This window comes from Nonomuraea terrae, assembly GCF_044465245.1.
Lineage (GTDB): Bacteria > Actinomycetota > Actinomycetes > Streptosporangiales > Streptosporangiaceae > Nonomuraea > Nonomuraea terrae.
On sequence record NZ_JBITLL010000006.1, the window covers coordinates 938,664 to 965,304 of the forward strand.

General features: G+C 70.8%; 26 protein-coding genes. 12 read left to right on the forward strand and 14 right to left on the reverse strand.

Annotated elements, in window-relative coordinates:
• The first annotated feature begins 172 nt into the window (after positions 1 to 172).
• From ACIBP6_RS33805 to ACIBP6_RS33820, 4 genes are all read left to right on the forward strand, one after another.
• Positions 173 to 1,381, forward strand: coding sequence for a HupE/UreJ family protein (locus ACIBP6_RS33805; RefSeq protein WP_397057879.1), 1,209 nt, complete (start codon positions 173 to 175; stop codon positions 1,379 to 1,381).
• Positions 1,382 to 1,507: 126 nt separating this feature from the next.
• Positions 1,508 to 3,136 (forward strand): fibronectin type III domain-containing protein, encoded by a 1,629-nt coding sequence (locus ACIBP6_RS33810; RefSeq protein WP_397057880.1) that lies wholly within the window; start codon positions 1,508 to 1,510, stop codon positions 3,134 to 3,136.
• Positions 3,137 to 3,253: 117 nt separating this feature from the next.
• On the forward strand, positions 3,254 to 4,186 hold the full coding sequence (locus ACIBP6_RS33815; RefSeq protein WP_397057881.1) for a WxL protein peptidoglycan domain-containing protein: 933 nt from the start codon (positions 3,254 to 3,256) through the stop codon (positions 4,184 to 4,186).
• Between the two features lie 43 nt (positions 4,187 to 4,229).
• The gene (locus ACIBP6_RS33820) at positions 4,230 to 4,781 is read left to right on the forward strand and encodes a histidine phosphatase family protein (protein ID WP_397057882.1); all 552 of its coding nucleotides are present in this window, start codon (positions 4,230 to 4,232) and stop codon (positions 4,779 to 4,781) included.
• Between the two features lie 171 nt (positions 4,782 to 4,952).
• Here ACIBP6_RS33820 and ACIBP6_RS33825 read toward each other — a convergent pair whose 3' ends face one another.
• From ACIBP6_RS33825 to ACIBP6_RS33840, 4 genes are all read right to left on the reverse strand, one after another.
• Positions 4,953 to 5,822, reverse strand: a complete 870-nt coding sequence (locus ACIBP6_RS33825; RefSeq protein ID WP_397057883.1) for a carbohydrate ABC transporter permease — start codon at positions 5,820 to 5,822, stop codon at positions 4,953 to 4,955.
• Positions 5,819 to 6,769, reverse strand: coding sequence for a carbohydrate ABC transporter permease (locus ACIBP6_RS33830; RefSeq protein ID WP_397057884.1), 951 nt, complete (start codon positions 6,767 to 6,769; stop codon positions 5,819 to 5,821). The genes ACIBP6_RS33825 and ACIBP6_RS33830 overlap by 4 nt, the downstream gene beginning before the upstream one ends.
• Positions 6,770 to 6,776: 7 nt before the next feature.
• Entirely contained in the window at positions 6,777 to 8,030 is a 1,254-nt protein-coding gene (locus ACIBP6_RS33835) for an extracellular solute-binding protein (protein WP_397057885.1), read from the reverse strand.
• A gap of 100 nt (positions 8,031 to 8,130) precedes the next feature.
• Positions 8,131 to 9,174 carry an alpha/beta hydrolase family protein gene (locus tag ACIBP6_RS33840; RefSeq protein WP_397057886.1) on the reverse strand — a complete coding sequence of 348 codons (1,044 nt, stop codon included), beginning with the start codon at positions 9,172 to 9,174 and terminating at the stop codon, positions 8,131 to 8,133.
• 83 nt (positions 9,175 to 9,257) lie between these two features.
• Here ACIBP6_RS33840 and ACIBP6_RS33845 point away from each other — a divergent pair, with 83 nt between their 5' ends.
• A complete protein-coding gene (locus ACIBP6_RS33845; RefSeq protein ID WP_397057887.1) occupies positions 9,258 to 9,758 on the forward strand; it encodes an AAA family ATPase in 501 nt (166 codons plus the stop codon).
• 35 nt (positions 9,759 to 9,793) lie between these two features.
• Here ACIBP6_RS33845 and ACIBP6_RS33850 read toward each other — a convergent pair whose 3' ends face one another.
• Entirely contained in the window at positions 9,794 to 10,123 is a 330-nt protein-coding gene (locus tag ACIBP6_RS33850; protein WP_397057888.1) for a hypothetical protein, read from the reverse strand.
• 195 nt (positions 10,124 to 10,318) lie between these two features.
• Between ACIBP6_RS33850 and ACIBP6_RS33855 the strand changes: the two genes are divergently transcribed.
• Together ACIBP6_RS33855 and ACIBP6_RS33860 are read left to right on the forward strand one after the other, a co-directional pair.
• Positions 10,319 to 10,579 (forward strand): hypothetical protein, encoded by a 261-nt coding sequence (locus ACIBP6_RS33855; RefSeq protein WP_397057889.1) that lies wholly within the window; start codon positions 10,319 to 10,321, stop codon positions 10,577 to 10,579.
• Between the two features lie 226 nt (positions 10,580 to 10,805).
• On the forward strand, positions 10,806 to 11,795 hold the full coding sequence (locus ACIBP6_RS33860) for a helix-turn-helix domain-containing protein (protein WP_397057890.1): 990 nt from the start codon (positions 10,806 to 10,808) through the stop codon (positions 11,793 to 11,795).
• Here the strand turns inward: ACIBP6_RS33860 and ACIBP6_RS33865 are convergent, their stop codons facing one another.
• The 3 genes from ACIBP6_RS33865 to ACIBP6_RS33875 all read right to left on the reverse strand — a co-directional run bounded on the left by ACIBP6_RS33865 (position 11,796) and on the right by ACIBP6_RS33875 (position 16,901).
• Positions 11,796 to 15,413, reverse strand: coding sequence for a S8 family serine peptidase (locus tag ACIBP6_RS33865; protein ID WP_397057891.1), 3,618 nt, complete (start codon positions 15,411 to 15,413; stop codon positions 11,796 to 11,798).
• Between the two features lie 119 nt (positions 15,414 to 15,532).
• Positions 15,533 to 16,342 carry a macro domain-containing protein gene (locus ACIBP6_RS33870; RefSeq protein ID WP_397057892.1) on the reverse strand — a complete coding sequence of 270 codons (810 nt, stop codon included), beginning with the start codon at positions 16,340 to 16,342 and terminating at the stop codon, positions 15,533 to 15,535.
• An 88-nt stretch (positions 16,343 to 16,430) separates the two neighbouring features.
• On the reverse strand, positions 16,431 to 16,901 hold the full coding sequence (locus ACIBP6_RS33875; protein WP_397057893.1) for a hypothetical protein: 471 nt from the start codon (positions 16,899 to 16,901) through the stop codon (positions 16,431 to 16,433).
• A gap of 108 nt (positions 16,902 to 17,009) precedes the next feature.
• On the opposite strand from ACIBP6_RS33875, the gene ACIBP6_RS33880 reads away from it, so the two are divergent.
• Complete coding sequence (locus ACIBP6_RS33880) at positions 17,010 to 17,705, forward strand: methyltransferase (protein WP_397057894.1); 696 nt, start codon at positions 17,010 to 17,012, stop codon at positions 17,703 to 17,705.
• A 37-nt stretch (positions 17,706 to 17,742) separates the two neighbouring features.
• Here ACIBP6_RS33880 and lpdA read toward each other — a convergent pair whose 3' ends face one another.
• Positions 17,743 to 19,122 (reverse strand): dihydrolipoyl dehydrogenase, encoded by a 1,380-nt coding sequence (gene lpdA, locus ACIBP6_RS33885; protein ID WP_397057895.1) that lies wholly within the window; start codon positions 19,120 to 19,122, stop codon positions 17,743 to 17,745.
• 38 nt (positions 19,123 to 19,160) lie between these two features.
• A complete protein-coding gene (locus ACIBP6_RS33890; RefSeq protein ID WP_397057896.1) occupies positions 19,161 to 19,535 on the reverse strand; it encodes a tautomerase family protein in 375 nt (124 codons plus the stop codon).
• Positions 19,536 to 19,554: 19 nt separating this feature from the next.
• Between ACIBP6_RS33890 and ACIBP6_RS33895 the strand changes: the two genes are divergently transcribed.
• From ACIBP6_RS33895 to ACIBP6_RS33905, 3 genes are read left to right on the forward strand one after another with little or no spacing between them, the layout of a single operon-like run.
• Positions 19,555 to 20,205: a response regulator gene (locus tag ACIBP6_RS33895; RefSeq protein ID WP_397057897.1), complete on the forward strand. Its 651-nt coding sequence runs from the start codon at positions 19,555 to 19,557 to the stop codon at positions 20,203 to 20,205.
• A gap of 6 nt (positions 20,206 to 20,211) precedes the next feature.
• Positions 20,212 to 21,264, forward strand: a complete 1,053-nt coding sequence (locus ACIBP6_RS33900; protein ID WP_397057898.1) for a quinone-dependent dihydroorotate dehydrogenase — start codon at positions 20,212 to 20,214, stop codon at positions 21,262 to 21,264.
• A gap of 9 nt (positions 21,265 to 21,273) precedes the next feature.
• Entirely contained in the window at positions 21,274 to 21,828 is a 555-nt protein-coding gene (locus tag ACIBP6_RS33905; RefSeq protein WP_132608255.1) for a GNAT family N-acetyltransferase, read from the forward strand.
• Between the two features lies 1 nt (position 21,829).
• On the opposite strand, the gene ACIBP6_RS33910 is transcribed toward ACIBP6_RS33905, so the two are convergent.
• The 4 genes from ACIBP6_RS33910 to ACIBP6_RS33925 form a co-directional block, all read right to left on the reverse strand.
• Positions 21,830 to 23,422, reverse strand: coding sequence for a beta-N-acetylhexosaminidase (locus ACIBP6_RS33910; protein WP_397057899.1), 1,593 nt, complete (start codon positions 23,420 to 23,422; stop codon positions 21,830 to 21,832).
• Positions 23,419 to 24,279 (reverse strand): N-acetylmuramoyl-L-alanine amidase, encoded by an 861-nt coding sequence (locus ACIBP6_RS33915; protein WP_397057900.1) that lies wholly within the window; start codon positions 24,277 to 24,279, stop codon positions 23,419 to 23,421. Before ACIBP6_RS33915 ends, ACIBP6_RS33910 begins: the two co-directional genes overlap by 4 nt.
• 79 nt (positions 24,280 to 24,358) lie before the next feature.
• The gene (locus ACIBP6_RS33920; RefSeq protein ID WP_132608249.1) at positions 24,359 to 24,607 is read right to left on the reverse strand and encodes a hypothetical protein; all 249 of its coding nucleotides are present in this window, start codon (positions 24,605 to 24,607) and stop codon (positions 24,359 to 24,361) included.
• Positions 24,608 to 24,728: 121 nt separating this feature from the next.
• The gene (locus ACIBP6_RS33925; RefSeq protein WP_397057901.1) at positions 24,729 to 25,775 is read right to left on the reverse strand and encodes a LacI family DNA-binding transcriptional regulator; all 1,047 of its coding nucleotides are present in this window, start codon (positions 25,773 to 25,775) and stop codon (positions 24,729 to 24,731) included.
• Positions 25,776 to 25,973: 198 nt separating this feature from the next.
• Between ACIBP6_RS33925 and ACIBP6_RS33930 the strand changes: the two genes are divergently transcribed.
• The gene (locus tag ACIBP6_RS33930) at positions 25,974 to 26,591 is read left to right on the forward strand and encodes a TetR/AcrR family transcriptional regulator (RefSeq protein WP_397057902.1); all 618 of its coding nucleotides are present in this window, start codon (positions 25,974 to 25,976) and stop codon (positions 26,589 to 26,591) included.
• Positions 26,592 to 26,641 lie beyond the last annotated feature (50 nt).

Genomic DNA, 26,641 nt, shown 5'->3' on the forward strand with positions numbered 1-26,641 from the left:
CGCCGGTCGGGTGCCGGCACCAGCGCGCCTAATTCCTACCTCATTGCCCCTGATTCTTCGAGATAGGGATGGTTTCTGCCTAGTTGGGTTCATTGTCGGTTCGCGGATGCGACGCCGTTCGTTCATTTCGGCCGAGGAGATTGCGTACGTCCGAAACTCCTAGAGGAGTCACATGTTCCACGTCGCTCGGCGTCGTGCCTGTGCCGTCGCCGCCGTAGCCGTGGCCGTTCTGCTCAGCGCCGCACCCGCGTTCGCCCATGGATTCACCTCGACCGTCTACGTCGAGCTCACCTCGCCCGGGAGCGGGCACGTGCGGTCGGAGATCGGGCTGGAGTACGACCTGCTCGTCGTCTCGGCCGCCGACGCGCAGGGCGACGATCCGCTGTTCCGGCAGGGCAACACCGCCTGGGAGAACGGCGACACGCCAGGCCAGAAGGCCGCGCTCGACGCCCACGCCGACTCGGTCGTGGCGTATGTGACCAAGCGCTTCGGCGTCACGGCCGGGGGCGAGGCGTGCACCCCGGCGCGCGACGGGGACTTCTCGATCGAGCAGCGCGAGGGCGTGCCGTACGCGCTGCTGGTGCTCGACTACCGCTGTCCCGTGGCCGCGCAGGCGCACGAGGTGCGCAGCGGGCTGTTCCCCGACGCCGAGGGCTACGTGAAGGACACCAAGACGGTGATCACGTACGACCTGGACCTGGTCTCCGGCAGCGCGGCCCTCGACGCCGAGCATCCGGCGTTCTCCACCCAGCAGTCCTTCGCCGAGCGGTTCTGGAACTTCTTCCGGCTCGGCGCCGAACACCTGCTCACCGGGCTCGACCACATCCTGTTCCTGCTGGCGCTCATCGCCGGGTCGCGCCGGCTTCGCGAGATCGTGCTGGCGGCGACGACGTTCACGCTGGCCCATTCGGTGACCTTCATCCTCGCCGCGCTCGGGCTGGTCGAGGTGCCGGCCGCGTTCGTCGAGCCGGTCATCGCGCTGTCGATCGCGGTCGTCGCGGGCTGGCACCTGTGGCGGCTCTGGAGCCGCCGGTCGCACGCCACGGAGCTGGAGAGCCTCGGCGACGGTCACTTCAGCCTGGACCGCGCGGGCTGGACCAGGCTCGCGGTGGTCTTCTGCTTCGGCCTGGTGCACGGGCTCGGTTTCGCCTCGGCCCTCGGCATCGACCAGCCTCTGTCGTGGACGCTGCTGTGGTCGTTGCTGGTCTTCAACGTGGGCATCGAGGCCGTCCAGCTGGCCGTCATCGCCGTCGTCTTCCCGCTGCTCGCCGTGCTGCGCCATCGTCGGCCGGCGGCGGGCCTGTGGGCGACGGGGGCGATCGCCGCGGGGGTGTCGGTCATGGGGCTGGTGTGGTTCGTGCAGCGTGTGATCGGAATATGAGAAATCTTCGCATCTTCCGGCAAGCGCCAGCGTGAGACTGCCCGAAGTTAACCCTTTGGTCACCGATGCCCGAAATGGTTAATCGGCTTTTCAGTACCCTCTCAGTGCTTGAACGGACAAAATCTGATGAAGCTTGACAATGGCACGCAGCGGCGTGGGCAGTTCCTTCGCCGGGCCGCTGTGGCCGCCACTGCGGCGGTCATGGGCCTCAGCGCTGTGATCGGCAGCGGCCTGACGGCCGCCGCCCAGGCCGCCGACGGCACGGCGCCCACCGGCATCGTGCTCGGCGTGGGCGCCAACGAGGCCCAGCGCGTCGTGTCCTGGTACGCCGCGGACGGCACCGCCAAGGTCGTCCAGGTGGCCCCCACCCACAAGGTCCACAAGGGCCAGTTCCCCAAGGACGCCGTCACCATCCCGGCCACCGTCACCGCGAACGTCGTCAGCGGCGGTTACAACGGCCACGCCACGATCAACGGCCTGAAGGAGCACACCTCGTACTCCTACCGGGTCGGCACCGGCGGCACCTGGTCCCCGACGTACACCTTCAAGACCCAGAAGTTCGACGGCGACTTCGACTTCCTGTTCTTCGGCGACCCGCAGATCGGCTCGTCGGGCAACTCGACCAGGGACGGCGACGGCTGGGCCGACACCCTGCGGGTGGCCACCGCCGCCAACCCGAACGCCGAACTGCTGGTCTCCGGCGGCGACCAGGTCGAGAGCGCCAACAACGAGACCAACTGGAACGACTTCCTGCGGCCCGACCAGCTGCGCCAGTACCCGTGGGCCGCCACCATCGGCAACCACGACGTCGGCGGCAAGGCGTACGAGCAGCACTTCTGGACGCCGAACACCGACCGTTCCACGCCGTTCTACAACGGCGACACGAACACCCGCTCCGGCGGCGACTACTGGTACACCTACAAGGACGTGCTGTTCATCGACCTGAACAGCAACGCCTACGCCAACGGCTCCGACGCCGCGCACATCGACTACGTCACCAAGGTCATCAAGGAGCACGGCGCCGACGCCAAGCACACCGTGCTGGTCTACCACCACGCGATCTACTCGCCGGCCAACCACGCCAACGACGGCGACAACCAGCTGCGCCGCAAGGACTTCCCGACCGCCTTCTCGAACCTCGGCGTCGACCTGGTCCTGCAGGGTCACGACCACAGCTACTCCCGCAGCTACGTGATCAAGAACGGCCAGAAGGCGAACCCGGCCGAGAAGCCCGGCGACGCCGAGGTCGAGGCCGGTCCGGGCGGCGTCATCTACGTGACGGCCAACTCCGCCTCCGGCTCGAAGTACTACGACCTGAGCAAGCCCGACGTCACCAAGGACCCGAACTACGGTCCCGACCCGCTCAACCCCAAGAACCACTGGGCGAACTCGGTCGAGAACCAGGAGCACGTGCGTACGTACGTGAAGGTCGAGGTGGACGACGACAAGCTCACCGTCGAGAACGTCCGCAGCGGCGACTGCGAAGGCCCCAACTCCGCCGTGGAGCTGGGCCAGGAGTCCTGGTGCGGCCCTGACAGCGGCGCCAGCCCCGCGCAGCCCGTCGGCTCGCTCGTCGACAAGGTGGTCATCAACCCCTCCCGCGACGACGACGGCCACGGCAACGGCCACGGCGATGGCCACGGCCACGGTCACGACGGCAAGGACGACGACCACGGCCAGGGCAACGGCCACGGCAACGGCCACGACGATGAGGACAGCGCGGTCGCGACCACCACGGCGAGCTGGCTCCAGTAGCCGATCGCGGTCGCGCCGGACCTGCTGATCCGGCCTGCTCCTCCTAGTGGGGTGGGCGTCGCCGACGCCCACCCCATCCGCACATCCGCAACTCCCAGACTGCCCGAGGTTCACCAGATGCGTCCGACCACAGCGTTCGCAGCCATCGTGGCGTTGCTCGCCGCGCTCGGCCTCGCCGGACCCGCCGCCGCGGCGGACGGTGACGCCTCATGGGCGGTCGGCACGGCCGCCAACGACTTCGGCCCCGACCGGGACAACTACAGCTACGTGCTGAACCCCGGCGGGAGCCTCACCGACGGCATCGTGATCACCAATGACGGCACCACGCCGCTCCACCTGGCCGTGTACGCCGCCGACGCGTTCACCTCCGGCGAAGGGCGGCTCGACCTGCGTCCCAAGAACGCCGAGTCGGCGGGGGTGGGCGCGTGGGTCCGCCCTGAGCGCCCCGACGTGACGGTCGAGCCCGGCCAGTCGGCCGAGGTGCCGTTCACGCTGACCCTTCCCGGCGATGTGGCGCCCGGCGACTACATGGGCGGCGTCGTCACCGAAGGTGAGGGGAACCAGCGGCTCGGCATCCGCATCCGCCTCCGCGTGGGCGGCGAGCTGAAGCCGCGCCTGTCGGTGGAGGACGTGCGGGTGAGTTACTCGGGGACGTCGAACCCGTTCGGCGCGGGTGACGCCTCCGTCGCGTACACGATCCGCAACACGGGCAACGCCATCCTCGCCGCCCGGCAGGAGGTGTCGCTGTCCGGGCCCTTCGGCAGCCTGGCGGTGGACGCCGGGAAGATCGCGGACACGCCGCAGCTGTTGCCTGGCGACACCTGGAAGGTGTCCGTGCCGGTGCGCGGGGTGGCGCCCGTGCTGCGGGTGACGGGGACGGTCGCGCTCACGCCGCTGCTCACCGACGCGTCCAACTCGATCGCCCCGCTCACCGCCGTCCAGACCACCGCGCACACGTGGACGCTCCCGTGGGCGCTGCTGCTCCTCCTCGCCGTCGTCTGCGTGCTCGCCGTGCTCGGCTACCGGCTCGTGCGCCGGCGTTCCGCCTGAGACGCTCTCGACAGCGCGCCGATCCCGGCCGGATCATGCTGGGGTGCTGATCCCCGACGTCACCCTCGAACTGGTCCCGCACTGCGAGAGCGTGCCTCGGCAGGGCTGGGAGGGAGATCACGACGCCCGTCCGCTGTCCGGCCTCGGCAGGCGGCAGGCCGAGGCCCTGGTGCCGGCCGTGGGCCTGCCGGTGGACGCGATCTTCAGCAGCCCGGCGCGGCGCTGCCGCGAGACCGTCGAGCCGCTGGCCAGGGCGACCGGGCTGCCGGTCGAGTGCCTGGAGACGCTCGCGGAGGCGGACGGGTTCCGCGAGCCTGCCGAGTGGGTCGGAGGTGTCTACGCGCCGGTGGCCGGCGCGATCGGCGGTGCCTGGTCGGCGGGACGAATGGCGTACGCGCTCACGTCCATGGCCCGCCGCCACCCCGGCGGCCGCGTCGTCGCCTCCTCTCACGGCGACGTGATCCCGGCGCTGCTGGCCATGCTCTCCGGGTACGCCGGCACGCCGCTCCCCGATGTGGTGGAACGCGGCGGCCGCTACACGCTCCGCTTCGACGGCGGCACGGTGACGCTCACCTCGCACCAGCCGGTCTCCTAGGAGCGGATCCCCCGTTCCACAGGCATGCCCATCTACCTGCAGACCGGCCCCGGCGCCGGCGTTCTCACCACCGGGCTGCTCATGCTGCCCGGCCCAGCGGGGTGGGCGGCCGGCTGGCGGTCGTCGCCGTGGTGTGCGCTCCGTTGGTCCACTGCCTGTCCGGCCTGAAAGTCAGCCCTTCAGGCCGGACATCATCGCGGCCTGCATGAAGTGCCGCTGCGCCAGCAGGTAGACGATCAGGATCGGCAGGAAGGCCAGCACCGCCCCGGCCATCTCCAGGGGCAGCTGGCTGACCTGCTGGCGCAGGCCGGCGACGCCCACGGTGAGGGTGCGCATGCTCTCGTCCTGGCCGACGACCAGGGGCCAGAGGAAGTCGTTCCAGTGCCACAGGAAGACGAAGAGCGCCGCGGTGGCGAGGATCGGCCTGATCAGCGGGAGCACGATGCTCCAGTAGACGCGCAACTCCCCGGCGCCGTCCATGCGGGCGGCGTCGATGATCTCGTCGGGGATGCCCATGACGAACTGCCGGATCAGGAACAGGGCGTGCACGTTGGCCAGCGTCGGCAGGATCATCCCCCAGAGCGTGTTGATGCCTCCCACCTGGGCGACCAGGATGAACAGCGGGATCAGCGTGACGTGGTACGGGATCATCAGCATCGACAGGATCCCCCAGAAGATCGCGTTCCGGCCGGGGAAGCGCTTCTTGGCGAAGGCGTATCCGGCCAGCGACGCCAGCACGACGACCGCCACCGTCGAGCCCACCGAATAGACCACGCTGTTCAGCGTCCAGCGCAGCACGTCGCCGCCGGCCAGCGCCGCCTGGATGCTGTCGAGGGTCAGCGGCCACGGCGCGAGCGAGCCGGGCAGCCGGATCGGGGCGGTCGGCGGCTTCAGCGCGATGATCAGCATCGCGTAGAAGGGGAAGCCGGTGAGCACCGCCGCGATCGTCATGACGAGGTAGCGCAGCATCCGCGGCAGGCGGGAGCGGTGGCTCCGGCCTGCCGGCGCGATGTCGGGTGCGATGTCGGCGACCGCGGTCATGCGGTACTCCCTCCGAAGAACCTGCGCTGGACGACGGCCGCGACCAGCGTGATCGCGAACAGGACCACGCCGATCGCCGCGGCGTAGCCGAACTCGAAGAACTCGAAGCCCCGCTTGTAGAGCAGGAAGACGAGGGTCGTGCTGGCCCGTACCGGGCCGCCGCCGGTCATGACGTAGATCACGTCGAACACCTGGACGGCGTTCACCGTCTCGATGACGAGCACGAAGAACAGCGCCGGGCGCAGATGGGGGAGCACGACGTACCGGAAGACGTGCCAGGGGCCGGCGCCGTCGACCCGGGCCGCCTCCTCCAGCTCCGGCGGCACGCTGAGCAGCGCGGCGAGGAGGATCAGCATGTCGAACCCGAACCGGGTCCACGTCGCCACGCTGGACAGCACCGGCAGGACCAGCCGTTCGTCGCCCAGCCAGGGCACCGAGGCGACGCCCACCGACTCCAGCATCGAGTTCAGCGCGCCGGCGTCCGAATAGATCCAGCGCCAGATCACCCCGGCGAGCACCAGGCTCGTCATGACCGGCAGGAAGTAGACCGACCTGAAGAACCGCAGGCCGCGCAGGGGCCGCCGGATCAGCAACGCCATCACCAGCGAGGTGAGCAGGATCATCGGCACCGAGATGACGGCGTACACACTCGTGACCCGCAGGGCCTCCCAGAAGGTGGGGTCGGCGGCCAGGCGTTCGTAGTGCTCGAGCCCGACCCACGACAGGGTGCCGGCCAGCGAGTAGTCGGCGAAGCTCAGCCCGATGCTCGCGATGGCGGGCAGCATGCGGAAGACCAGGAACAGCAGGACGTACGGAAGGATGAGGGCGTACGCGATCCGGGCTTCGCGGCGGCGCAGCACTCTGGCGGCGCGCTCGGCGATGGCGTGGCGTTCCGGCGGGGGAGCCGCGGACGACGGTCGCGGCCGTACAGCGGTGCGGTGGCTCACGGGCCGGTCACCCCCCGGACGAGAGGATGCGGTTGCCCTCCGCCTCGGCGTCGGCCAGGGCCTGCTGCGGCGTCTTCTGACCGCGCAGGGCGGCCTCGATCTCGACCCGCAGCGCGGCGCTGACCTCGGCCGCGTCCTTCGGGTGCGGGCCGAACGTGGACATCATCGGGATCAGTTTCTCGACCTCGCCGAGGACCGGGTCGTCCGCATAAAGGTCGTTCAGCGACTTCCTGGGCGCGAAGAACCCGGAGGCCGCGTCGAATTCGCGCAGTGCCTCGGGGCGGCTGATCCACTTCACCCATTCCGTCGCGGCGGCGGTGTCGTCGGCGGTCTTGAGCACGCCGTACGAGCCCACGGTGCCGTAGCCGACCTGCCGCTCGTCCTTCAGCGGCGGTGCGATGCGGACGTTCTCCGCGCCCCACAGCGTGACCAGGCGCTGCGGTTCGAAGGCGACCTGCGCGACCTTGCCGCGGCTGACGTCGGTCTCCTCGATCTGGGACGGCTCGCTGATCGGTCCCTTCGGGGCGTGGCCCTGGTCGAACAGCCCCTTCAGGTACGTCAGCGCCTTCAGGCCCTGCGGGCTGTTGAACGCCACCTTGGTGCCGTCCTGGGAGTAGACCGATCCGCCCGCCTGGAACAACCACGGGTAGAAGGAGATGTTCATCGCCATGTCGGCGTGCGCGTGGTACTCGGTGAGGTAGTAGCCGGCGCCCTTGACCTGCTCGCCGAGGGCCGCGAACTCCTCCCAGGTCGTCGGGACGTCCTCGACGCCGGCCTCGTCGAGCACGCGCTTGTCGTAGACCTGGGGGAGCGCCGACTGCAGCACGGGGACGGCGTAGACCTGGCCGTCGTAGGTGACGGCGTCGAGCGCGTTGTCGTTGAAGTCGGCGCGGTCGCCGCCCAGCGCGTCGCCCATCGGCACCAGCAGGTCCTGGCTCGCCAGGGTCGGGATGCGGTCCGGGATCAGGTAGACGACGTCGGGGCCCTGGCGGGCGGCCAGGGCGGCGGTGAGCTTCTCCTGGGCGCCCTGCCACGGATTGACGGTGATCTCGATGTCGACGCCCGGGTGGGCCTTCTCGAACGCGGCCGCCTCTGCCTCGTAGTGCTTGCGCATGCCGGCCTCGTCGTAGATCGGGTTCGTCCACATCACGACGGTGCCGGACAGCTCACCTCCTCCTCCGCCGGACTGGCCGCCCGATCCGCAGGACACGATCAGAAGGCCGCATAAGAGCCCTGTGGCCGCCAGCCGGGTCCGTCCCATGGGGGTTCCTCCACTTCGAAGTGGGTGATTACAGTCCAGACCGTAATTCGCCACTCCGAGCCCGTCAATGGGGATTCTTTATTAAGGGCGGGGCCGTTATTTACAACCAGCGTTCGAGCCAGGTGATGGCGCTGTCCGGCTCGACCTCGTGGCCGCCGCCGTGCAGTTCGAGTCGTACGCGGTCGGCGTGGCCGAGGCGGGCCCAGTGCTCCCTGGCCCGCTCGAACTCGGCGGCGACCTCCGCGGGCCAGCCGATGTCGTCCGCCCGCCCGTGCTGCACCATGACGGGCCGCGGGCAGATCAGGCTGAGGAGATCCGCGTCGGCGAACTCGCGCAGGAGCCCGGGGTGGTGGGCGTGGAAGGCGGGTGTGTCGAGGAAGCACGTGTACCTCGGGTCCGGCACGGCCAGCTTGCCCAGGCGCTCGTTGAAGTACGACGAGATCACGCCGGCCCGGAGCCGGGGCTCAAGGGGCATCCAGTACTGCGTGGCCAGCCCGCCCCAGCTCTGCCCCCACATGCCGATCCGGCCGGGGTCGACGGGCGCGAGGTCGGCCACGACGTCCAGCAGGCATCGCGCCCGTGCGAACTCGATGCCCTCCACCAGCCCGCCGCCGATCCAGGCGAGCCGCTGGAGGCGGTTGCGCTCCTCGTAGCCGGCCACGTTGAACGGCGCGAGCACCGTGAATCCCCTGCGGACCAGCTCGACCCCCGCTTCGTGGTACGCCCCCGACTCGTCGCAGACCCCGAACGCGATCTCCGGAACGCTGTCCAGGCCGTGCTGGAACACCACGAGCCGGCCGTCGTGGTCCCCCCGCGGAGTGGCGAGGACGGCTTCGGCGCTGAGGCCGTTGTCGAGCGGGAGCCGTACCCACTTCGTCGTGACGTCGTCGCGAAGCGGGTGGTCCTCGACCTCCACGGGACCGGCCGGCTTGAGCTCGGGCACCCCGAGCAGCCGCGCCCAGCGCCGCCTGTTCGGCTCGACGCTCGCCGCGTAGGCGTCCTCGTCCGTGTGATCGCGCCGCCACGCATCCTCGCGGCGTGTCGCGTACCCGTCCACGAGCGTCCGCCGCAGAAAGTCCTCGAGTTCGACCCGCTGCCGGCGATTACGCTCCCGCCGCCAGCTGTCGTAGGTGACCGAGCGCATGGGGGGCTCCTTAGATAACGGTCTTGACCGAAATTAAGCCGATCTCCGTCTGGCCGTCAAGCACCCCGGGTAGGGGAACCTCCATGCGGATCCTCGCGCTGACCGGCCCACCGGCGGCGGGCAAGAGCACTGTGGGCCGGCGGCTCGCCTCCGCCCGCCCTCGATGCGCCTTCGTCGACGTGGACGACGTCCGCCAACTGGTGATCGCCGGCGCGGCGGCCCCCTGGGAGGGCGCGGAAGGTCGCCGTCAGCGGCGCCTGGGCGCGCTCAACGCGGCGAGTCTCGCCCGGAACTTCGCCGAGGCCGCGATCGACGTCGTCATCGCCGACGTCCTGAACGCCGACACGCTCGGCGTGTACCGCGCGGCCCTGGCCGACCTCCTGGTGGTGCACCTGCACGCGTCGTACGAACGGGCCCGCGAGCGCGCCCTGACCCGTCCGGTTCACCTCACCTGGGACGAGTTCGCGCTGCTGCACCGGGAGCAGGAGGCCATGAGCGGCGCCGACGCGTACCTGGACACCACTGACCTGACCCTGCGCGAGACGGTGGGTCGTGTTCTGGCGCTCTGGGGGGCCTGCGGTTAGAGGGCGAGCCCCGTGCGGGGCTCGCCCGTGCTGGGTCAGCCGACCGCGCGGAAGCTGCGGCCGTCGAAGGTCAGGAAACTGTGGATGTCGGTGGGCGGGTACGCGAGCGCGTGACCCGTGCAGTCGGTCGTCTCGTACACGCGGATGGTCGTGTCGGTGTCGTTGAACTCCGAGTGCGCCGTGAACGGCAGGGTGGTGCACGCGGTGGACGCCGGGAGGGTCACCGACTGGCCGGTGAAATCACCCGACCAGAACGTGACACCCGACCCCGAGTCGGCAGAGGCGGGCACGGCGGATCCGAGCGCGATGCACAGCGACGCGGCGCCCGCGAGGCCCCAAGCGAACGTGAGCTTGGTACTACGCATGACTTCTCCCTTGAACTGACCGTAAAAGAGGACATGACACCGGCCGGGCCAATGCGATCTTTAATGTTCAAACTTCAAAAGTCAACACCGGTATTATTGTTGAGTGGAATGCCATTCGGTATTTCACTAAATCGCAGTATTGGCTCCTTCGAAGGGTGGCACCCTGGAAGGACCGCGATCAGGAGGAGACCATCGATGTCCCAGCACTTCGGCGTCCCGCCCGCCCCCCGGCGCACCCCGCTCACCGCGGAGGAGAAGGTCCGGGGTGAGGCGGCCTTCGCCCCGCTGGTCGCCGAGCATCTCCTCGCCGGCGGCCGCTTCCGGATCACCGCCGACACCCCGGAGATGGTGGAGCTGTTCCAGAACGCCGCCCGCAGGGTGAGCGACTCGCTCCAGCGCCCCGTGGTGAGCTACGCCAACGGCAGGGACATCGTCATCACCTTCGGCGAGGATTGACAGCGCTCAGGGAGATCCCTCGATCGCGCTCGGAACTCCTCCCACCGCACACCCCACAGCCGAGACGGCGACCCAGCCGTCCTCGTCGGGCTGTTAGAGCTCGGTTGCCGAGAGCCGCCCGCGAGGACATCGGAGGACGATGACGCGAAATTTCACCGCATCACCTGGCCATTTGTGATTTAAGCCGATGTAAGTGACCTATGTGGTCAAGTGCCATCATGGGGGCATGCTGGAGGTTGCCGGACTGGGAGAGCTGGAGGAACGGGCGTACCGCTTACTGGTACGAGCGGGCGAGGCGGACGTCGCGGACCTCGCCGACGAACTGGGCGTCGAACAGGAGAGAACGGCCCGGGCGCTGGGATCGATGTGCGACACGGGCCTGACCCGCGAGGTGCCGGGCACCCACGGCCGCAGGTACGCGCCCGTGGCCCCCGAGGTGGCGCTCGGGCCGCGGCTGGTCAGGCAGCAGGAGACGATCGACTGGGCCCGGCAGGCGGTGGAGCAGCTCGCCGAGGAGTACCGGGCGAGCCTGCGCCGCCGTGACGCCGACTGGCTGATCGAGATCCTGCCGAGCCGGGCCGCGCTGCGCGAGCAGGTACGCCACCTGCAGAACACCGCCCGCGAGGAGGTCATGTACTTCTGCCGCGCCGGACATGTCGTGATGCCCTCACAGGACAACACCGAGGAGCTGGAAGCGCTCGGCCGCGGCGTCGGTTACCGCGTCATCTACGAACGGGCCCTGCTGGAGGAGCCCGGCATGGTGGCCAACGTCGCGTACGGGATCAAGCTGGGCGAGCAGGCGCGGGCCGTGCGCTCGCTGCCGGTGCGGATGATGATCGCCGATCGGTCGGCCGCACTGGTGCCGCTGGTGCAGCAGGCGGCCGGGGTGACCGAGCCGACGGCCGCGCTGGTGCGCGGGAGCAGCCTGCTGGAGGCGCTGATCGCGCTGTTCGAGTCGCAGTGGGAGCGGGCGACGCCGATCAGGTTCCTGGAGGACGGGCAGGTCGCCGACCCCGGCGACGCCTGCCCGCTCGACGCGGACGAGCTCTACCTGTTGTCGCTGCTCGTCGCCGGGGTGCCGGAGAAGACGATCGCGAGCCAGCTCGGGCTGAGCCTGCGTACGGTGCAGCGCCGCGTCTACCACCTGATGCGGCTCGCGGGCGCGCAGACCAGGATGCAACTGGCCTGGCATGCGGCCCGCGAGCGCTGGTTGTAGCTACTTCACGCCGTACGCCCGGGTGACGGTCTGCTGGAACCGCTCACCGTTCGCGCCGGTGGCGGTGACCCGCAGGGACACGCCGGTGTCGGTGGACCGGTGCGCCACCAGGGTGGTGAACCGGCCCTTGCCCAGCGGCGCGAGCGGCAGCCTGCGCCAGGTCCGCCCGTCGTCGTACGACAGCTCGGCGGTCAGGGTCCGCGCGTTCGGCGCGGTGAAGCCGAGCGGGACCGGGACGGTCCTGCGGAGGTTCCCCTCCAGGTCGGCGGGGACGTCGTAGTCCACGCCGAGCAGCGCGACCGGCCGGGTGCCCTCGGGACGCGCCGAGCGGAAGGTCCACGACGTCTCGGTGGCCGTGGCGTACCGCCAGTCCTCCGAGGTGCGCGTCGTCGACAGCTCCAGGCGGTACTCGGCGTCCTGCGGCACGGCCGGGAAGGAGCCGTTCAGCGTCTCGCTCTCCTGGACGAGCTCGCCGTCGCGGTAGAAGCGGGCGGAGCCGGTGTCCTCGGCGGCGCTGCCGTGCACGAAGCCGTAGTGACCGTCGGCGTCCACGAACTCGGGGATGTCGAACGACAGCACGTCACCCGTCCGGGAGGCGGCCCGCGCGGCCGGGCGGACGACGGGGGAGAACCAGCTCTCCCTGGCGATCTCCGCAGGCCGGTACGAACGCGGCTCGTCCGTCAGCCCGCCGCGCAGCCGGTTGATCGACTCCCAGGTGAGCTGGTGCTGCACGACGTGCTGCCACTGGGTGTCGCCCGCGCTGACGTACTCCATGCGCCGCAGCGGGGTCGCCACCATGCGCTGGGTCTCCATCTGCAGGTCAAGGCTGTACGTCTGCCATGGCCGCCAGCCGAACCGCTGGTCCTTGCCGTGGTCGCCGCCGCCGACGTCGTGGTAGCCGGCGTCCACCAGGGCGGTGTTGGTCCAGTTCACGTCGTGCACGACCCGTTCCGGCACGCGGCCGGAGGAGACCTGCATGACCTCGTACAGGTACGGCGTCCTGAACGAGCCGGTCACGTGCACCACGCCCCGGCCGGTGCGCGCCCGCTCCAGCAGCGGCTGGCCGCGGTCATGGGTGATCAGGAGCGTGGGCAGCGGGGCGCGGTCGCCGTCCGGCCGCCACGGCTGCCACATGGCGCGCCCGTCCGGGCCGACCGCGATGACCGCGGCCGCGCCGGCCTCGGCGAAGCCCTCCAGCCGCTCCTCCCAGTCGCCGAAGTCCTGGCTGGCGACCACCACGGCCTTGCCCCGCACGTCGACGCCCTTGGCGTCGCCGTCGACGAGCTTCCAGTGCTTGGTGCCCTCGATCTCGGGCGACCTGATCGCCGGCCGGACCACCAGCCTCTCGTTGCCGAGCCGGGCCTGCACCCGGGGCGCGGCCAGCTGCCAGCGCGAGGCGAACTCGAACGTGCCGTTCGCCACCGGCTCGGTCGGGGTGACCATGAGCCCCTCGACCGACGGGAAGTTCATCGAGCCCAGGCTGATCTTCCGCGACCCGTACGTGCGGTGGGTGAAGTAGGTGGAGATGCCCTCCTGCATCACCGGCTGGGACGTCCTGATCTCGACGGGCACGGCGGTCCTGGCGTCGAGCACCACCTCCATGTCGCCGGTCACCGCCATCTCGGGCTTGACGACGAGGGTGTCGACGGGCAGTTCCTCCGGGCTCTCACCCATGATCGCCTGCATGTGGTAGGTGCCCACCGGCACCTCGACGGTCCAGCCGAGGTCCGGGTACAGGATGTAGCCCAAGGCGTCGTCGCGGCCGGCGGCGCCGTACATCATGATCACGGGGACGCGGGCGGGCTCGCCGTCGCGGCCGACGGCGGTGAAGCGCACCTTGTGCGTCTCGGCGCGCCGGGTCAGCGCCAGCGTGGTGTGCGCGACCGCGGAGCCGTCGGAGGCGGTGGCGGTGACGTAGCCGGCGTGCCGGCCGTGGGTCAGCCTGGCGACGTCCACGGCGACCTCGACGGTCGCGCTCGCGCCCGGCTCCACGGTGACCGTCGTGGCCGACAGGGTGACCGCGCCCTCGCCGGGGGCGTCGCCGTCCAGGTTGGACAGCACCGGGGCCGGCGTCAGGGTGACGGGGGCCTGGCCGGAGTTGGTGTAGGTGATGACGCCGCCGGGGGTTCCCTTGTCGCCGTCCTCGTGCACGCCCATGCTGAGGGAGGCGGTGGCGGTGACCGTCTGACGCAGCGCGCGGGCCACGTCCACGCGCCCGCCGCCCTGCTCGTACGGCGTCTGGCCGTCGATCGTGCGGGCGGTGGACACCAGCGCGTCCTTGATCTGCCCGGCCTGCCACTCGGGGTGGCGTTGGGCCAGGATCGCCGCCGCGCCGGCCACGTGCGGCGTGGCCATCGACGTGCCGTTGAGCCGGGTGTGCAGGTCGTCCACCGGCGTGCCCAGGGCGGTGCCGGAGGCTCGGGCCGCGGTGATGCCCACGCCGGGCGCGGTGATGTCCGGCTTGACGGCCTCGTCCAGGCGCGGGCCGCGGCTGGAGAACGACGCCAGCGCGTCGTCGGCGTCCACCGCGCCGACGGTCAGCGCCGAGGCGGCGGCGCCCGGCGAGCCGACGGTGTACTCGCCGCCCTCGTTGCCCGCCGCGATGACGAACAGCGTGCCGGTCTGCTTCGTCAGCTCGTCCACGGCGACGCTGAGCGGGTCGGTGCCGTCGGTGGGGCTGCCGCCGAGGCTCATGTTGACCACGTCGGCGCCGCTCTTCAGCGCCGCCCACTCCATGCCCGCGAGCACCTGTGACTCCGAGCCGCTGCCACCGGCGTCGAGCACCTTGCCGATCGCCAGCTCGGCGCCGGGGGCCACGCCCTTGCGCAGGCCGTTCGAGGCCGCGCCGGTGCCCGCCACGGTGGCGGCGACGTGGGTGCCGTGGCCGTGCAGGTCCTCGGCGGACGGGTCGCCGGTGAAGTTGCGCGTCTCGGTGATCTTGCCGGCCACGTCGGGGTGGTCGGCGTCGATCCCGGTGTCCAGTACCGCGACCTTCACGCCCTTGCCGTCGTACCCGTCCTGCCAGGCCTGCGGCGCACCCACCTGCGGGACGCTGTGCTCCAGCGACACGCTCACCTTGCCGTCGAGCCACACCTTGGCCAGCCCGTCGCGCAGCCGCGGCTCGGCCGCTGCCGAGCGGGCACCGGCCTCGCCCCACAGCACGGGCAGCTCGTCCTTGTCCGCGCGCAGGGGGCGGGCGTTCACGCTGCTCAGCGTGACGGCCTTCGCGCCGCTCCGCGCGTAGGCCAGGATCAGCGGTAAGACGTCGCTGCTCGCGTCGTCGTAGCCCTGCTCGATCAGGCCGCTGACCGAGAACAACCGCTCGTCCATGAGGCCGCGGGACAGGTACGGCACCATGTCGGCGGGCGTCACGATCAGCTCGCCGTTCTCCTCCCGCGTGAGGAACCTGACGTCCTGCCGGCCCTCGCCGGGCTCCACGGTCGCCGCGCGTTTCCCGCCGGCGAACTCCTGCACGGTGACCACGTCACCGGTGATCAACGTGACGCGGTACATCGCGCCGCCGGTCGCCGGCTCGGGCGCCGCGGCGTGCGCCGGCACCGGCTGCGCCAGCATCGCCAGGCCCGCGCCCACGGCGGCGAAGCGGGTGATCCATCTCATGAACGAACCCGATCTGTAGTGCTACGTCGCTTTACTCGCTCATGAGAATGCGGCATTCTGCCTGTTCGGAGGGCGCGATCTGCCTGGCCAAACAGCGACATGTCGTCAAAATGACAGGGTCAGAGCGCGGCGAGGAAGGCCCGGATCTCCAGGAGGTCGATGCCGGCGGCGTCGGCGCGGGGCACGACGAGGGTCAGCTCACGCGCGACCGGCCGAGTCCTCTGCTGGGCCACGAACGACACCGCGACCATCTTGATCAACAGCTCGGGGTCCGCCTCGACGACGGGCACGGCCACCCGGTCCAGCGGCCCCTCCCGCGCGATCTCCGCCCACAGCCGCCCGAGGCTCAGCCACAGGTCGTCCACCGACGAGCGCGCCTCCATGTCGTTGCCCATCCTGCGGGAGACCACGCAGTGCACCTTCCGGTACGGCGAACCGATCGTGGCCACCGTGCCGAGCGAGTAGCGCTTGAGCTTGCCCACGGGCTTCGACTCGCGCGTCTCGACGCGGCGGGGCACCACCGCCGACAGGGCACGTTCCAGCTCGCCGTCCAGGCGTTCCAGGTCGCCGTCGTACAGGCGGCCGAGCAGTTTCCCCCGCACGCCGCCGAGGTCGGTGTCGAACGTGTCGGCGAACCCGACCACGAGGTCGGCGTCCTGATTCAGCGGGTCGCCCACCCGGACGGAGACCGTCGTTCCCGGCAAAGTGCGCGAGATCGGGCACCGCGGATACGCCCGCGCCAGCGCCCAGACCGCGGACACCACCACGCAGCCGGCGAGCACGACCGGACCGGCCGGCCCCGCCCCTGACGCCTGCGCGACCAGCACCACCAGCGCGAGGGCTCCGAACGCCATGAGGAAGTGCGCGGCCAGCAGCACCCGGCCGCGCGGCGTGCGGACGACCGCCCGCAGCCCCTGGACGAGACCCACCCGCCGCCCTCCCGAGGAAATGCGCCAGAGCCTGGAAGATACGTCGTTCGACGCCTTCTGGGTAGATCTCTGCCCAAGTTTCCGTCAATCAGGCCCGCGTTTTCGGCATCAGTGTGGCGAGCAGCAGAAGCAGCGCGCTCTGCGCCAGCATGCCGGGCGCGAGCGGCGGCGCCGCGCCCACGGTCTTCGTCAGCGCGTACCACCACTGGGTGAGCGGCGAGAGCGAGTCCCACGCCGGGTCCATGCCCGCGCCCACGCCGTAATTGACCGACACGTGCATGAAGACGCCGTACGCCGAGGCCAGCAGCACCATCCCGGCCAGCACGCGCACCACGGTCACCGTGCGCGCGGACACGGCGAGCAACACGAGCGCGACCACCAGGGCCGCCACGGCGACCCATGGGATGAGCTGGGTGAACGACTGCCAGTGGCGCTCGAAGGCGAGCTCCAGCCCGGCGCCGGCGATGCCGACCGCGACCAGCGCCAGCAGCCCCAGCCGGACCGCGGAGGAGGGGCCGAGCCGGCGAGCTTCAGCGGTTCGAGGGGTAGTTGAGGTCATGTGCGGCGACCACCGTCCGATGGGAAATCCTGTTGTCCTCCTCACGTTCTCGGCGGATCCTCAGAGGAGTCTCAGCGCATTCTGAAGATCTCGTGAAAAGTGGACGAAATGGCCGACGAGTACGTTCCGCGGCTCCCGCCCGAGCACGTCGAGCGGATCCGCCGCTGGCATGAGAACGCCTATCGCGCCATGCGCGAGGAGGGCGCCGGGGAGCAGAGCTTCGCCTACCTGGGCCGCACCATCGTGGTGCCGCCCGGTGTGATGCCGATCGCGCGCCTGTCCCACCTGCTCGGCGAGGCCGTGCTGGCCGAGGTGAGGGAGGGCGACCGCGTGCTCGACATGGGCACGGGCAGCGGCGTCAACGCGATCCTGGCAGCCTCGAAGGCCGCCGAGGTGCTGGCCGTCGACGTCAACCCGGCCGCCGTCGAGGCCGCCCGGCGCAACGCCGAGCGCAACGGCGTCGCCGACCGCGTGGAGGTGCGGCTCAGCGACGTCTACGAGGCCGTCGACGGCCGGTTCGACCTGATCGTCTTCGACCCGCCGTACCGCTGGTTCACGCCGCGCGACGCGTCCGAGCTGGCCAGCGCCGACCCCGGCTACCGGGCGATGACCGCGTTCTTCCGCGGCGCGCGAGCCCACCTCACCCCCGGCGGGCGGATGCTGATCGGCTTCGGCACCTCGGGAGACCTCGACCACCTGCGCGGCCTGGCCCGCGAGGAGGGCTTCGCCACCGAGGTCGTCGCCCACCGCGCCCTTGAGCGCGACGGCTGGCAGGTCGACTACTACACGTTCAGGATGACGTGATCGGTACGGCCTGGCCGTACCGATCATCGATCACGTCCTACATGTTGATCATGTGACCGGCCAGGCCGTGGACGGCCTCCTTGACCGCCTCGCCGAGCGTCGGGTGGGCGTGGACGTTGCGGGCCACTTCATGCACCGTCAGGTCCCACTGCTGGGCCAGGGTCAGCTCGGGCAGCAGCTCGGTGACCTCGGGGCCGATCAGATGGGCGCCGAGCAGCTCGCCGTGGGTGTCGTCGCTGATGATCTTGACGAAGCCGTTGCTGTCGCCGAGACCGTGCGCCTTGCCGTTGGCGGTGAACGGGAACTTCGTCACCTTCACGTCGTAACCCAGGTCGCGCGCCTGCGCCTCGGTGTAGCCGAAGCTCGCCACCTGCGGCTGGCAGTACGTCGCGCGCGGGATCATCACGTAGTCGAGCTCCATCGTCTCGGCGTTCGCGATGGTCTCGGCGGCGATGATGCCCATCGACTCGGCGGCGTGCGCCAGCATCAGCTTGGCCGTGACGTCGCCGATGGCGAAGATGCTGGGGACGTTCGTCCGGCAGCGGCCGTCGACCGCGATGGCGCCCCGGTCGGTCAGCGCCACCCCCGTCTTCTCCAGCCCGTAGCCGTCGACGCGCGGCTGGAAGCCGATGGCCTGCAGCACCTTGTCGGCCTCCAGCACCTGCGTCTGGCCGCCCTTGGTGACGGTGACCTTGACCGAGGCGCCGGTGTCCTCGATGGCGTCCACGCGGGTGGAGGTCATCACCTCGATGCCGAGCCGCTTGTAACGCTTGGCCAGCTCGGCCGACACCTCTTCGTCCTCCAGCGGCACGACCCGGTCGAGGAACTCCACGATCGTCACCTTGACGCCGTAGTTGTGCAGCACGTACGCGAACTCCACGCCGATCGCGCCGGCGCCCGCGATGATGATGCTGTCCGGCAGCTCCTCCGAGAGGATCTGCTCCTCGTACGTCACCACCCGCTCCGACAACTGCGTGCCGGGGATGAGCCTGGTGGTGGCCCCGGCGGCGATGATGCAGTGGGAGAACGTGATCGTCTCGCCGTTCACCTGGAGCGTGTTGGCGTCCAGGAACGTGCCGCGCCCGTCGTACTCCGTGATGGCGTTCTTCTTCATCAGGTAGTGAACGCCCTTGACGCGCCCGTCGGCCACCTTGCGGCTGCGCTGGAAGGCCGCCCCGTAGTCGAAGGTGACCTCGCCGCTGATGCCGAAGGTCTTGGCCTCGTGATGGAAGATGTGGGCCAGTTCGGCGTTGCGCAGCAGCGCCTTGGACGGGATGCAGCCCACGTTCAAGCAGACGCCACCCCAGTACTTCTCCTCGACGACCGCGGTGCGCAGTCCGAGCTGGGCGGCGCGGACGGCGGCCGTATACCCTCCAGGACCCGCGCCGAGTACGACGACGTCATAGTGAGTGCTCATGAGTCGGACCATACCGCCAGCCCGAACTTGACCCGTCCTCAGACCTCGACCTCGTACGACAGGCTCAGCTCATCGGCGGGGACACCGCGGATCCCCCAGTTCACCCGGGGCATCTCGACGATCGTGAGCTCCAGGTCCTCGGGGTCGTGCGGCCACCGGGCGTAGAGCTCCCGGACCAGCGTCCGCTTCGCGTAGTCGCTGCGCCCGGTGAAGCAGACCACCTCGATGATCACATAGCGTTCGCTCCGCTGCGGGCAGACGAGGTCGTCGGCCTCCAGCAGCAGGAAGCGGTGGAAACGTTTGTCCTCCGGCAGGCCCCACGCGCTCACCAGGCTCGCGTGGATCAGGTCCGACAGCTCGCGCCGCCTGCCTGCCCAGACGTCGCGACGGCCGTACACCTTCACCTGCGCCATATCGGCCACTATAGAAGGTGTGATCCGCATTCTGCTGGCCGACGACGAGACCATGATGCGGGCCGGAGTCCGGGCGATCCTGTCCTCTGACCCCGCCCTCGACGTGGTGGCCGAGGCGGGTGACGGCAAGGAGGCGGTGGACCTCGCCATCAGCCACCGTCCCGACGTCGCCCTGCTCGACATCCGCATGCCCCGGCTCGACGGGCTGGCCGCCGCGGCGGAGATCCGCAGGGCCGCGCCGGCGACGGCCGTGGTGATGCTCACCACGTTCGGCGAGGACGACTACATCGCCAAGGCGCTCGACGTGGGCGCCAGCGGTTTCCTGTTGAAGTCGGGTGACCCGCGCGAGCTCATCGCGGGCATCCACGCGGTGGCCGACGGGGCGGCGTACCTGTCGCCCAAGGTGGCGAGGAGCGTCATCAGCCGGCTCCAGGGCGGCCGGATGGCCAGGGGCGCGGTGGCCCGCGACCGCATCGAGGGGCTCACCGAGCGCGAGCGCGAGGTGCTCGCCCTGCTCGGCGCCGGTCTGTCCAACGCCGAGATCGCCCGCGAGCTGCACATCGTGGAGGGCACCGTGAAGGCGTACGTGAGCGCCATCCTCACCCGCCTCGACGTGCGCAACCGCGTCCAGGCCGCGATCATCGCCCACGAGGCCGGCTTGGTAGCCTGACGCGTGATGTATCGCCTCGTGTTCACGCAGGTCTTGCGGCGGTTCGACGCCGAGGCCGTGCACCGTCTCACCGTCAGCGGCCTCGCCCTCCTCGCGCGGCTGCCGCTGCTCAAGCGGCTGCTCCACCGTGCGCTCGCCCCGCACGACCCGGCCCTGCGCGTGACCGCGTTCGGCGTGCACTTCCCCGGGCCGCTGGGCCTGGCCGCCGGGTTCGACAAGGACGCCGCGTGCGCCGAGGGCATCGCCGCGCTCGGCTTCGGTCACGTCGAGGTCGGCACGATCACCGCCCACGGCCAGCCGGGCAACCCGCGTCCGCGCCTGTTCCGGCTGCCGCGCGAGCGGGCGCTGATCAACCGGATGGGGTTCAACAACGACGGCGCCCTCGCCGCCGCCCGCAGGCTGCGCCGGCCCAGGGGCGTCCCCGTCGTCGTCGGCGTCAACATCGGCAAGACCAAGGTGGTGCCCGAGTCGGGCGCCGTCGCCGACTACGTCACCAGCGCCAAGCGGCTCGCCCCGCTGGCCGACTACCTCGTGGTCAACGTCAGCTCGCCCAACACCCCCGGGCTGCGCGACCTGCAGGCCGTCTCGCTGCTGCGCCCGCTGCTCACCGCGGTCAAGGAGGTCGCCGACGCGACGCCCCGCCGCACCCCGCTGCTGGTCAAGATCGCCCCCGACCTGGCCGACGCCGACATCGACGCGATCGCCGACCTGGCGCTGGAGCTGGGCCTCGACGGCATCATCGCGACCAACACCACGATCCGCCACTCCGGCGAGACCGGAGGGTTGTCCGGCCGGCCGCTCAAGAAGCGCTCGCTGGAGGTCCTGCGGCGCCTGCGCGCCCGGGTCGGCGACGGCCTCACGCTGGTCTCGGCCGGCGGCGTCGAGGACGCCGACGACGTCTGGGAGCGCCTGCTCGCCGGTGCCACCCTGGTCCAGGGCTACTCCGGCTGGATCTACGGCGGCCCCCTCTGGGCCTCCCGCATCCACCGGCAGCTGTCCGTACGTGTGCGCCGACACGGCATGAAGTCCATCACCGAGGCCATCGGCCGCACCGCCTAAGGTGGCACGGTGATCCGACCAGTGACCCTTCCCGGCGGCGTCGTGCTCCGCCCGCTGAGCGAGCACGACGCCCCCGCCCTGACCGAGGCCTACATCCGCAACCGCGAACACCTGCGGCCCTGGGAGCCGCGCAGACCCGAGAGCTTCTACACGCTCACGATCCAGGCCCAGATGCTGGAGGCCATGCTCGCCAAGCAGGCCGCCGGCCAGGCGACCGCGTGGGCGCTGGCCGACGGCGACCTGATCGTGGGCCGCATGACGCTCAACGACACCGTCCGCGGCCCGTTCCTCAGCACCAACCTCGGCTACTGGATCGACGCCGGCCACACCGGCCGCGGCCTGGCCACCGCCGCGGTGCGCGAGGTGTGCCGGATGGCCGACGAGGAGCTGCGCCTGCACCGGGTCGCGGCCGGCACGCTGGTCGACAACGTCGCCTCGCAGAGCGTGCTGCGCAAGGCCGGCTTCGAGCTGTACGGCACCGCCCCGCGCTATCTGGAGATCGACGGCCGGTGGCAGGATCACCGGCTCTTCCAGCTCATCCTCAACGACCGCCCGGCCCTCTGAGTCACACGCTCGGCCGGGTCGACTCGGCGTCGTGCGTCATCTCCTCGATGCGGGCCATCCTGTCGCGCATGTCCAGCTCGCTCGGCCGGTGCGGGCGCCGCCGCTGCCACGGGCGCGGCCCCGCCGGCGGGCGGTACTCCACGCCGAGCGCGTCGAGCCGCCCGAGATGGCGGGCCAGCCGCTCGCCGAAGCCCTCCTGGGCCCGGCCCGCCCAGGCCACCTCCGCGAGCGCGCAGGCCCTCGGCCACAGCCGGTAGTCGACCGTCCGCGGGTCGGGCACCCGCTCGCTCCACAGCTGCGCCTGCGTCCCCAGCACCCGCGACCGCTCCGCATCGCTCCAGGAGGCGGGCGCCGGGTCGAACGCGGCCACGTCGTCCACCGTGGTGGTGTCGCCGATGGCCATCGGCTCCGCGGGCGAGCCCGACTCGGCGTAGTCGAAGTAGAGCGGGAACACCGGCGTCGCCACGATGTCGTGCCCGGCCGCGGCCGCCCGCCGACCGACGCCCATGCCGCGCCACGGCATGACGATCGTGTCCTCGCGCAACCCGCCGCTGACGAACGCCTCGTCCCACACCACGGCCCGCGCGCCGCGCTCGGCCAGCGCGTCGGCCAGCCGCCGCAGGAACCACGCCTGCAGGTCGTTGGCCGTCGCCAGGCCCAGCGACTCGCGGTACGCGCCGATCTCCGGCGAGGCCGCCCAGTGGTCGAGCACCACCTCGTCGCCGCCGATGTGCACGTACGGCGTCTCGCCCAGCGCCCCCAGCAGCTCGTCGAAGACCGTGAGGAGGAAGTCGACGGTCGCCGGCAGCGGCGACAGGATCGCGGGGGAGATGCCCCACCGGTCGAGCACCTCATGCGGCTCCCCGGTGGCCCCGAACTCCGGGTACGCCGCCAGGATCGCCGACGCGTGCCCCGGCACGTCGATCTCCGGCACCACCGTGACGCAGCGGGAGCGCGCGTACGCGGCGATCTCCGCCAGGTCGTCCAGGCTGTAGTAGCCGCCGTGCGGGAGGTCGTCGTACGTCACCGGCTCCCCGTAGTGGCTGCTCACCGTACGCGGGCGGTGGGAGGCCACCTCGTGCAGCCGCGGGTAGGCCCGGCTCTCCACCCGCCACCCCTGGTCGTCGACCAGGTGCAGGTGGAGCCGGTTGAGCTTGTGCACCGCCATCAGGTCCAGCAGGCGCAGCACCTCCCGCTTGGGGAGGAAGTGCCGCGCCACGTCGAGGTGCAGCCCACGCCAGGCGAACGCGGGCGCGTCCTCGACCCGCACCCCCGGCACGGCCCACGACGCGCCGGCCGAGAACCGGTAGGAGGCGTCGGGCAGCAACTGGTGCAACGACTGCGCGGCGTAGAACGCTCCCGCCCGGCCGCCCGCCGCGATCTCCACACCGCGCGACCCCACCGTCAGCCGGTACGCCTCCTCGCCCAGCGCCGGATCACGGCGCACGTCGATCTCGCCGGAGTCGCCGGGCCGCAGGTCGAGCCGGGGCAGCGCGACACGTACGGCGTCCACCAGGTCACCGGACACCGTCGCGCCGGAGCTCAGCGCGTAGGAGGCGGAAAGGTCATGGAGCAGCTCAGGACGAGGAATCATGATTCGAGATAGTGCTGCAATCCGTTCGCCAGCGCCAGAGCGATCTTCTGCCGGAACTTCGGATCGCGGAACTTGGCCGCCTCGGCGGCGTTGCGCATGTTGCCGCACTCGATGAACACCTTCGGCACCGTCGACAGGTTGAGCCCGCCCAGGTCGTTGCGGTAGTCGAGCGCCCTGCTGCCGATGTAGTTCGAGTACGGCAGCCCCGTGCCGTCGCGGAAGGCGTCGCGGACGGCGACGCCCAGCCTGCTCGAGGCCTTCACGACCTTGTCCACCGGCCCGTCGATCTTCTTCGGCATGATGACGTGGAAGCCGCGGTTGCCCGGCGCCGAGCCGTCCGCGTGCACGGAGATCGCGGCGTCCGCGCCGGCCTCGTTGCCGATCGCGGCCCGCTCGGTGATGCACGGCCCGACGCCGTCGTTGCCGGAGCGGGTCAGCTCGACCGTGGCGCCCCGGTTCTTCAGGATCTTGCGGAGCCGGGTGGAGACGTCCCAGGTGAAGGCGGCCTCGCTGTAGCCGTCGTCGGTGGACGTGCCGGTCGTGTCGCAGGCCTTCTTCTGCGTCAGCACGTCGACCTGGCGGTTGATCGCGGCCGGGTCGCGGAAGTTGCCGCCGTTGTGGCCCGGGTCGATGACGACCACCTTGCCGTCGAGCGGCTCCTCCGGTGTCTCCGACACCGGCACATCGGCCTCTCCCGTGGTGGCCGCGGGGGTCTGCCCCGTGGTGGCCGCCGGGGTCTGCCCCGCGCTCGTCGCGGGGGCGGCCTGACCTGCCGTGGCGCCATCGGTGCCGGCGCCGCCGCACGCGGAGGCGATCAGGCCGCAGACGGCGAGGATCGTGGCTGGTAGAGCACGCATACCGTCCAACTTACGGCAGGCAGGGCGGTCGAGCCCGTGTTATGCCGGTCTGGCGCGTACGATCCCCGCCGGCACGTCCTCACCAGACGTGCTCGCCGACCTCCTGTCGTTCGAGCAGGGCGGCCAGCTCCCGCGCGTCCTCGGCGTCGAGGCCGAGGACGACGCGGGGGCGGCCCCACGGGTGGTCGAGCGAGTGGGCGACGTAGCTGGCGACCGACTCGGCGCCGCCGTCGGCGCCCCGGCCCTTGCCCGCCCGCCAGTGCCCCCAGGCGCGCTCGAGCTCTGCCGCCGCGCGCTGGGCACAGGACACCAGTTCCGGATCACGCATGACTGTTCCCCCCGGATCAGATCGTGACCGGACCGAATCCGGCCACAATTAGCATGACCCTGACGAGTAAACCGTCGTACGCCCGTGCCTCCGCACGGCTTGACCCAGCTTTGGGCCGCTCTTAGGCGGGCCCCGTGCTCCGTCGCACGACTAACTCCGGCCGGATCTCCCGCAGGCGCGCTGCCTTGCCGGGGTCTCCGATCCGGTCGCTCAGCAGGGCGGCCGCCGACCGGCCCATCGCGCGGCGGGGCTGGTCGACCGAGGTGAGCGAGATGTGGTGCGAGGCCGACAGGTGCGTGTTGTCGTACCCCACCACCGAGAGGTCTTCGGGGACGCGCAGGCCCAGTTCGCTCGCGGCAGAGAGCACGCCGAGCGCGACCACGTCATTGGCGGCGAAGATCGCCGTGGGCCTGGGGTCGCGGGTCAGCAGCGCCGTCGCCGCCGCCCTGCCGCCGTCCTCGTCGGACTCGGCGGCCTCCACCATGATGTACGGTGCCAGCGCGTGCCTGCGCATCGCCACGAGGTAGCCCTCGCAGCGCGACGCGCGCCGGCTCTCGATGTGGGCGATCCGCTTGTGGCCCAGCTCGACCAGGTGGTCGATGGCCATGCGGGCGCCGAGTTGATCGTCGTCGACCACGATGTCGACGCCGTCCAGCTGAATGTCACGTTCCCCCACCACGACGGCGGGGGTGTAGGAGGTCGCCTCGACCAGCGTCTCGCTGGTCGGCGCGATGCCGAGCAGCACGAGGCCGTCGACCCTCAGTTCGAGGAACGCCTCAACGGCCTCGTCCTCGAACGCCGGGTCCCACTGGCTGTTCCCGATGAGCATGCGCAGACCGTCGCCGTGCAGGCTCTCCTGGAGGCCGTCGAGGAACTCCGCGTAGAACGGATTGTGCAGGTCGGCGACGAGCGCGCCCACCAGATGCGTACGTCCCTCGACCAGGCTGCGGGCGACCGCGTTCGGCCGGTAGCCGAGCTCGCGGGCGGCCTGCAGCACGGCCTGGCGACGGTGCTCGCTCACGTGCGGGGAACCACGCAGCACGAGAGAGACGAGCGATTTGGACACGCCGGCTCGTTCGGCGACATTACGGATGGTCGGTCTCGGCCGAGGCAGTGCGTCTACCTCTCTCAGTTCGGCGATGGAAGTGTTGACGGGCGGTCCTGACATGTGTCTCCCCCGCGATGCGGATATGGGCACCTGTCTCACCAAACGATCGAGTTCGCGGCAGGGTACGGCCTCCGTAACGGATTGGCGTAACTCTTGTCACGGGACGGAGGATTTCGGCCGAGAGGGGTCGGCTACTGTGCAGGTGTGAAAGGCGGGGAGTCAGCCGGAAACACACGGCCGGCGCGGCGCAGGCTCAGCGTGGACCGCCGCAGGGAAGAGCTCATGGCGGCGGCGCTGGAATTGTTCGGCACCCGCGACGCGGAAGACGTCTCCATCGACGACGTGGCCTCGGCGGCGGGCGCCTCGCGCGCCCTGGTCTACCACTACTTCGGCGGCAAGCAGGAGCTCTACGTGGCCGCGCTGCGCAGCGCGGCGGTGCAGCTGGAGTCGCGGCTGCAGTCCCAGGAAGGCGGCGGGGCGCTCGACGAGCTGGCCTCCGGGCTCAGACGTTACTTCGACTTCGTCGAGGAGCACGCGGCGGGCTTCGCGGCGCTGCTGCGCGGCGGCCCCGCCAACAGGACGGGCGAGGTGGGAGAGATCGTCGACGGCGTGCGCCGCCGGCTTTTCGCTCTCGTCCAGAAGCAGATGGGCGTCGAGGAGCCAGGGCCTGTGCTGCGCACGACGCTGCGGTCGTGGATCGCCTCCGTGGAGGCGGCCGGCCTCGACTGGCTGGAGCACCGCGACATCGACCGCTCGACGCTCGAGAAGATGCTGGTCGATCACATGGTCGCGCTGCTAGGCGTCGCCGCCGCCCATGATGGCGACGTCGCCGGGTTGATCGAGCGGCTGGGCTCCGCTCGTGGCCTCACTCCGTGAGGCGGGCTCTGTCGCCCCGATGGTCGCCGCTCTCCGGCCGCTGATCCAGA

Coding starts and splice junctions, on each gene's coding strand:
- ACIBP6_RS33805 (WP_397057879.1), top strand. CDS start 173: ATGTTCCACGTCGCTCGGCGTCGTGCCTGTGCCGTCGCCGCCGTAGCC.
- ACIBP6_RS33810 (WP_397057880.1), top strand. CDS start 1,508: ATGAAGCTTGACAATGGCACGCAGCGGCGTGGGCAGTTCCTTCGCCGG.
- ACIBP6_RS33815 (WP_397057881.1), top strand. CDS start 3,254: ATGCGTCCGACCACAGCGTTCGCAGCCATCGTGGCGTTGCTCGCCGCG.
- ACIBP6_RS33825 (WP_397057883.1), bottom strand. CDS start 5,822: ATGACCGCGGTCGCCGACATCGCACCCGACATCGCGCCGGCAGGCCGG.
- ACIBP6_RS33835 (WP_397057885.1), bottom strand. CDS start 8,030: ATGGGACGGACCCGGCTGGCGGCCACAGGGCTCTTATGCGGCCTTCTG.
- ACIBP6_RS33840 (WP_397057886.1), bottom strand. CDS start 9,174: ATGCGCTCGGTCACCTACGACAGCTGGCGGCGGGAGCGTAATCGCCGG.
- ACIBP6_RS33845 (WP_397057887.1), top strand. CDS start 9,258: ATGCGGATCCTCGCGCTGACCGGCCCACCGGCGGCGGGCAAGAGCACT.
- ACIBP6_RS33850 (WP_397057888.1), bottom strand. CDS start 10,123: ATGCGTAGTACCAAGCTCACGTTCGCTTGGGGCCTCGCGGGCGCCGCG.
- ACIBP6_RS33855 (WP_397057889.1), top strand. CDS start 10,319: ATGTCCCAGCACTTCGGCGTCCCGCCCGCCCCCCGGCGCACCCCGCTC.
- ACIBP6_RS33860 (WP_397057890.1), top strand. CDS start 10,806: ATGCTGGAGGTTGCCGGACTGGGAGAGCTGGAGGAACGGGCGTACCGC.
- ACIBP6_RS33865 (WP_397057891.1), bottom strand. CDS start 15,413: ATGAGATGGATCACCCGCTTCGCCGCCGTGGGCGCGGGCCTGGCGATG.
- ACIBP6_RS33875 (WP_397057893.1), bottom strand. CDS start 16,901: ATGACCTCAACTACCCCTCGAACCGCTGAAGCTCGCCGGCTCGGCCCC.
- ACIBP6_RS33880 (WP_397057894.1), top strand. CDS start 17,010: ATGGCCGACGAGTACGTTCCGCGGCTCCCGCCCGAGCACGTCGAGCGG.
- lpdA (WP_397057895.1), bottom strand. CDS start 19,122: ATGAGCACTCACTATGACGTCGTCGTACTCGGCGCGGGTCCTGGAGGG.
- ACIBP6_RS33890 (WP_397057896.1), bottom strand. CDS start 19,535: ATGGCGCAGGTGAAGGTGTACGGCCGTCGCGACGTCTGGGCAGGCAGG.
- ACIBP6_RS33900 (WP_397057898.1), top strand. CDS start 20,212: ATGTATCGCCTCGTGTTCACGCAGGTCTTGCGGCGGTTCGACGCCGAG.
- ACIBP6_RS33910 (WP_397057899.1), bottom strand. CDS start 23,422: ATGATTCCTCGTCCTGAGCTGCTCCATGACCTTTCCGCCTCCTACGCG.
- ACIBP6_RS33915 (WP_397057900.1), bottom strand. CDS start 24,279: ATGCGTGCTCTACCAGCCACGATCCTCGCCGTCTGCGGCCTGATCGCC.
- ACIBP6_RS33920 (WP_132608249.1), bottom strand. CDS start 24,607: ATGCGTGATCCGGAACTGGTGTCCTGTGCCCAGCGCGCGGCGGCAGAG.
- ACIBP6_RS33925 (WP_397057901.1), bottom strand. CDS start 25,775: ATGTCAGGACCGCCCGTCAACACTTCCATCGCCGAACTGAGAGAGGTA.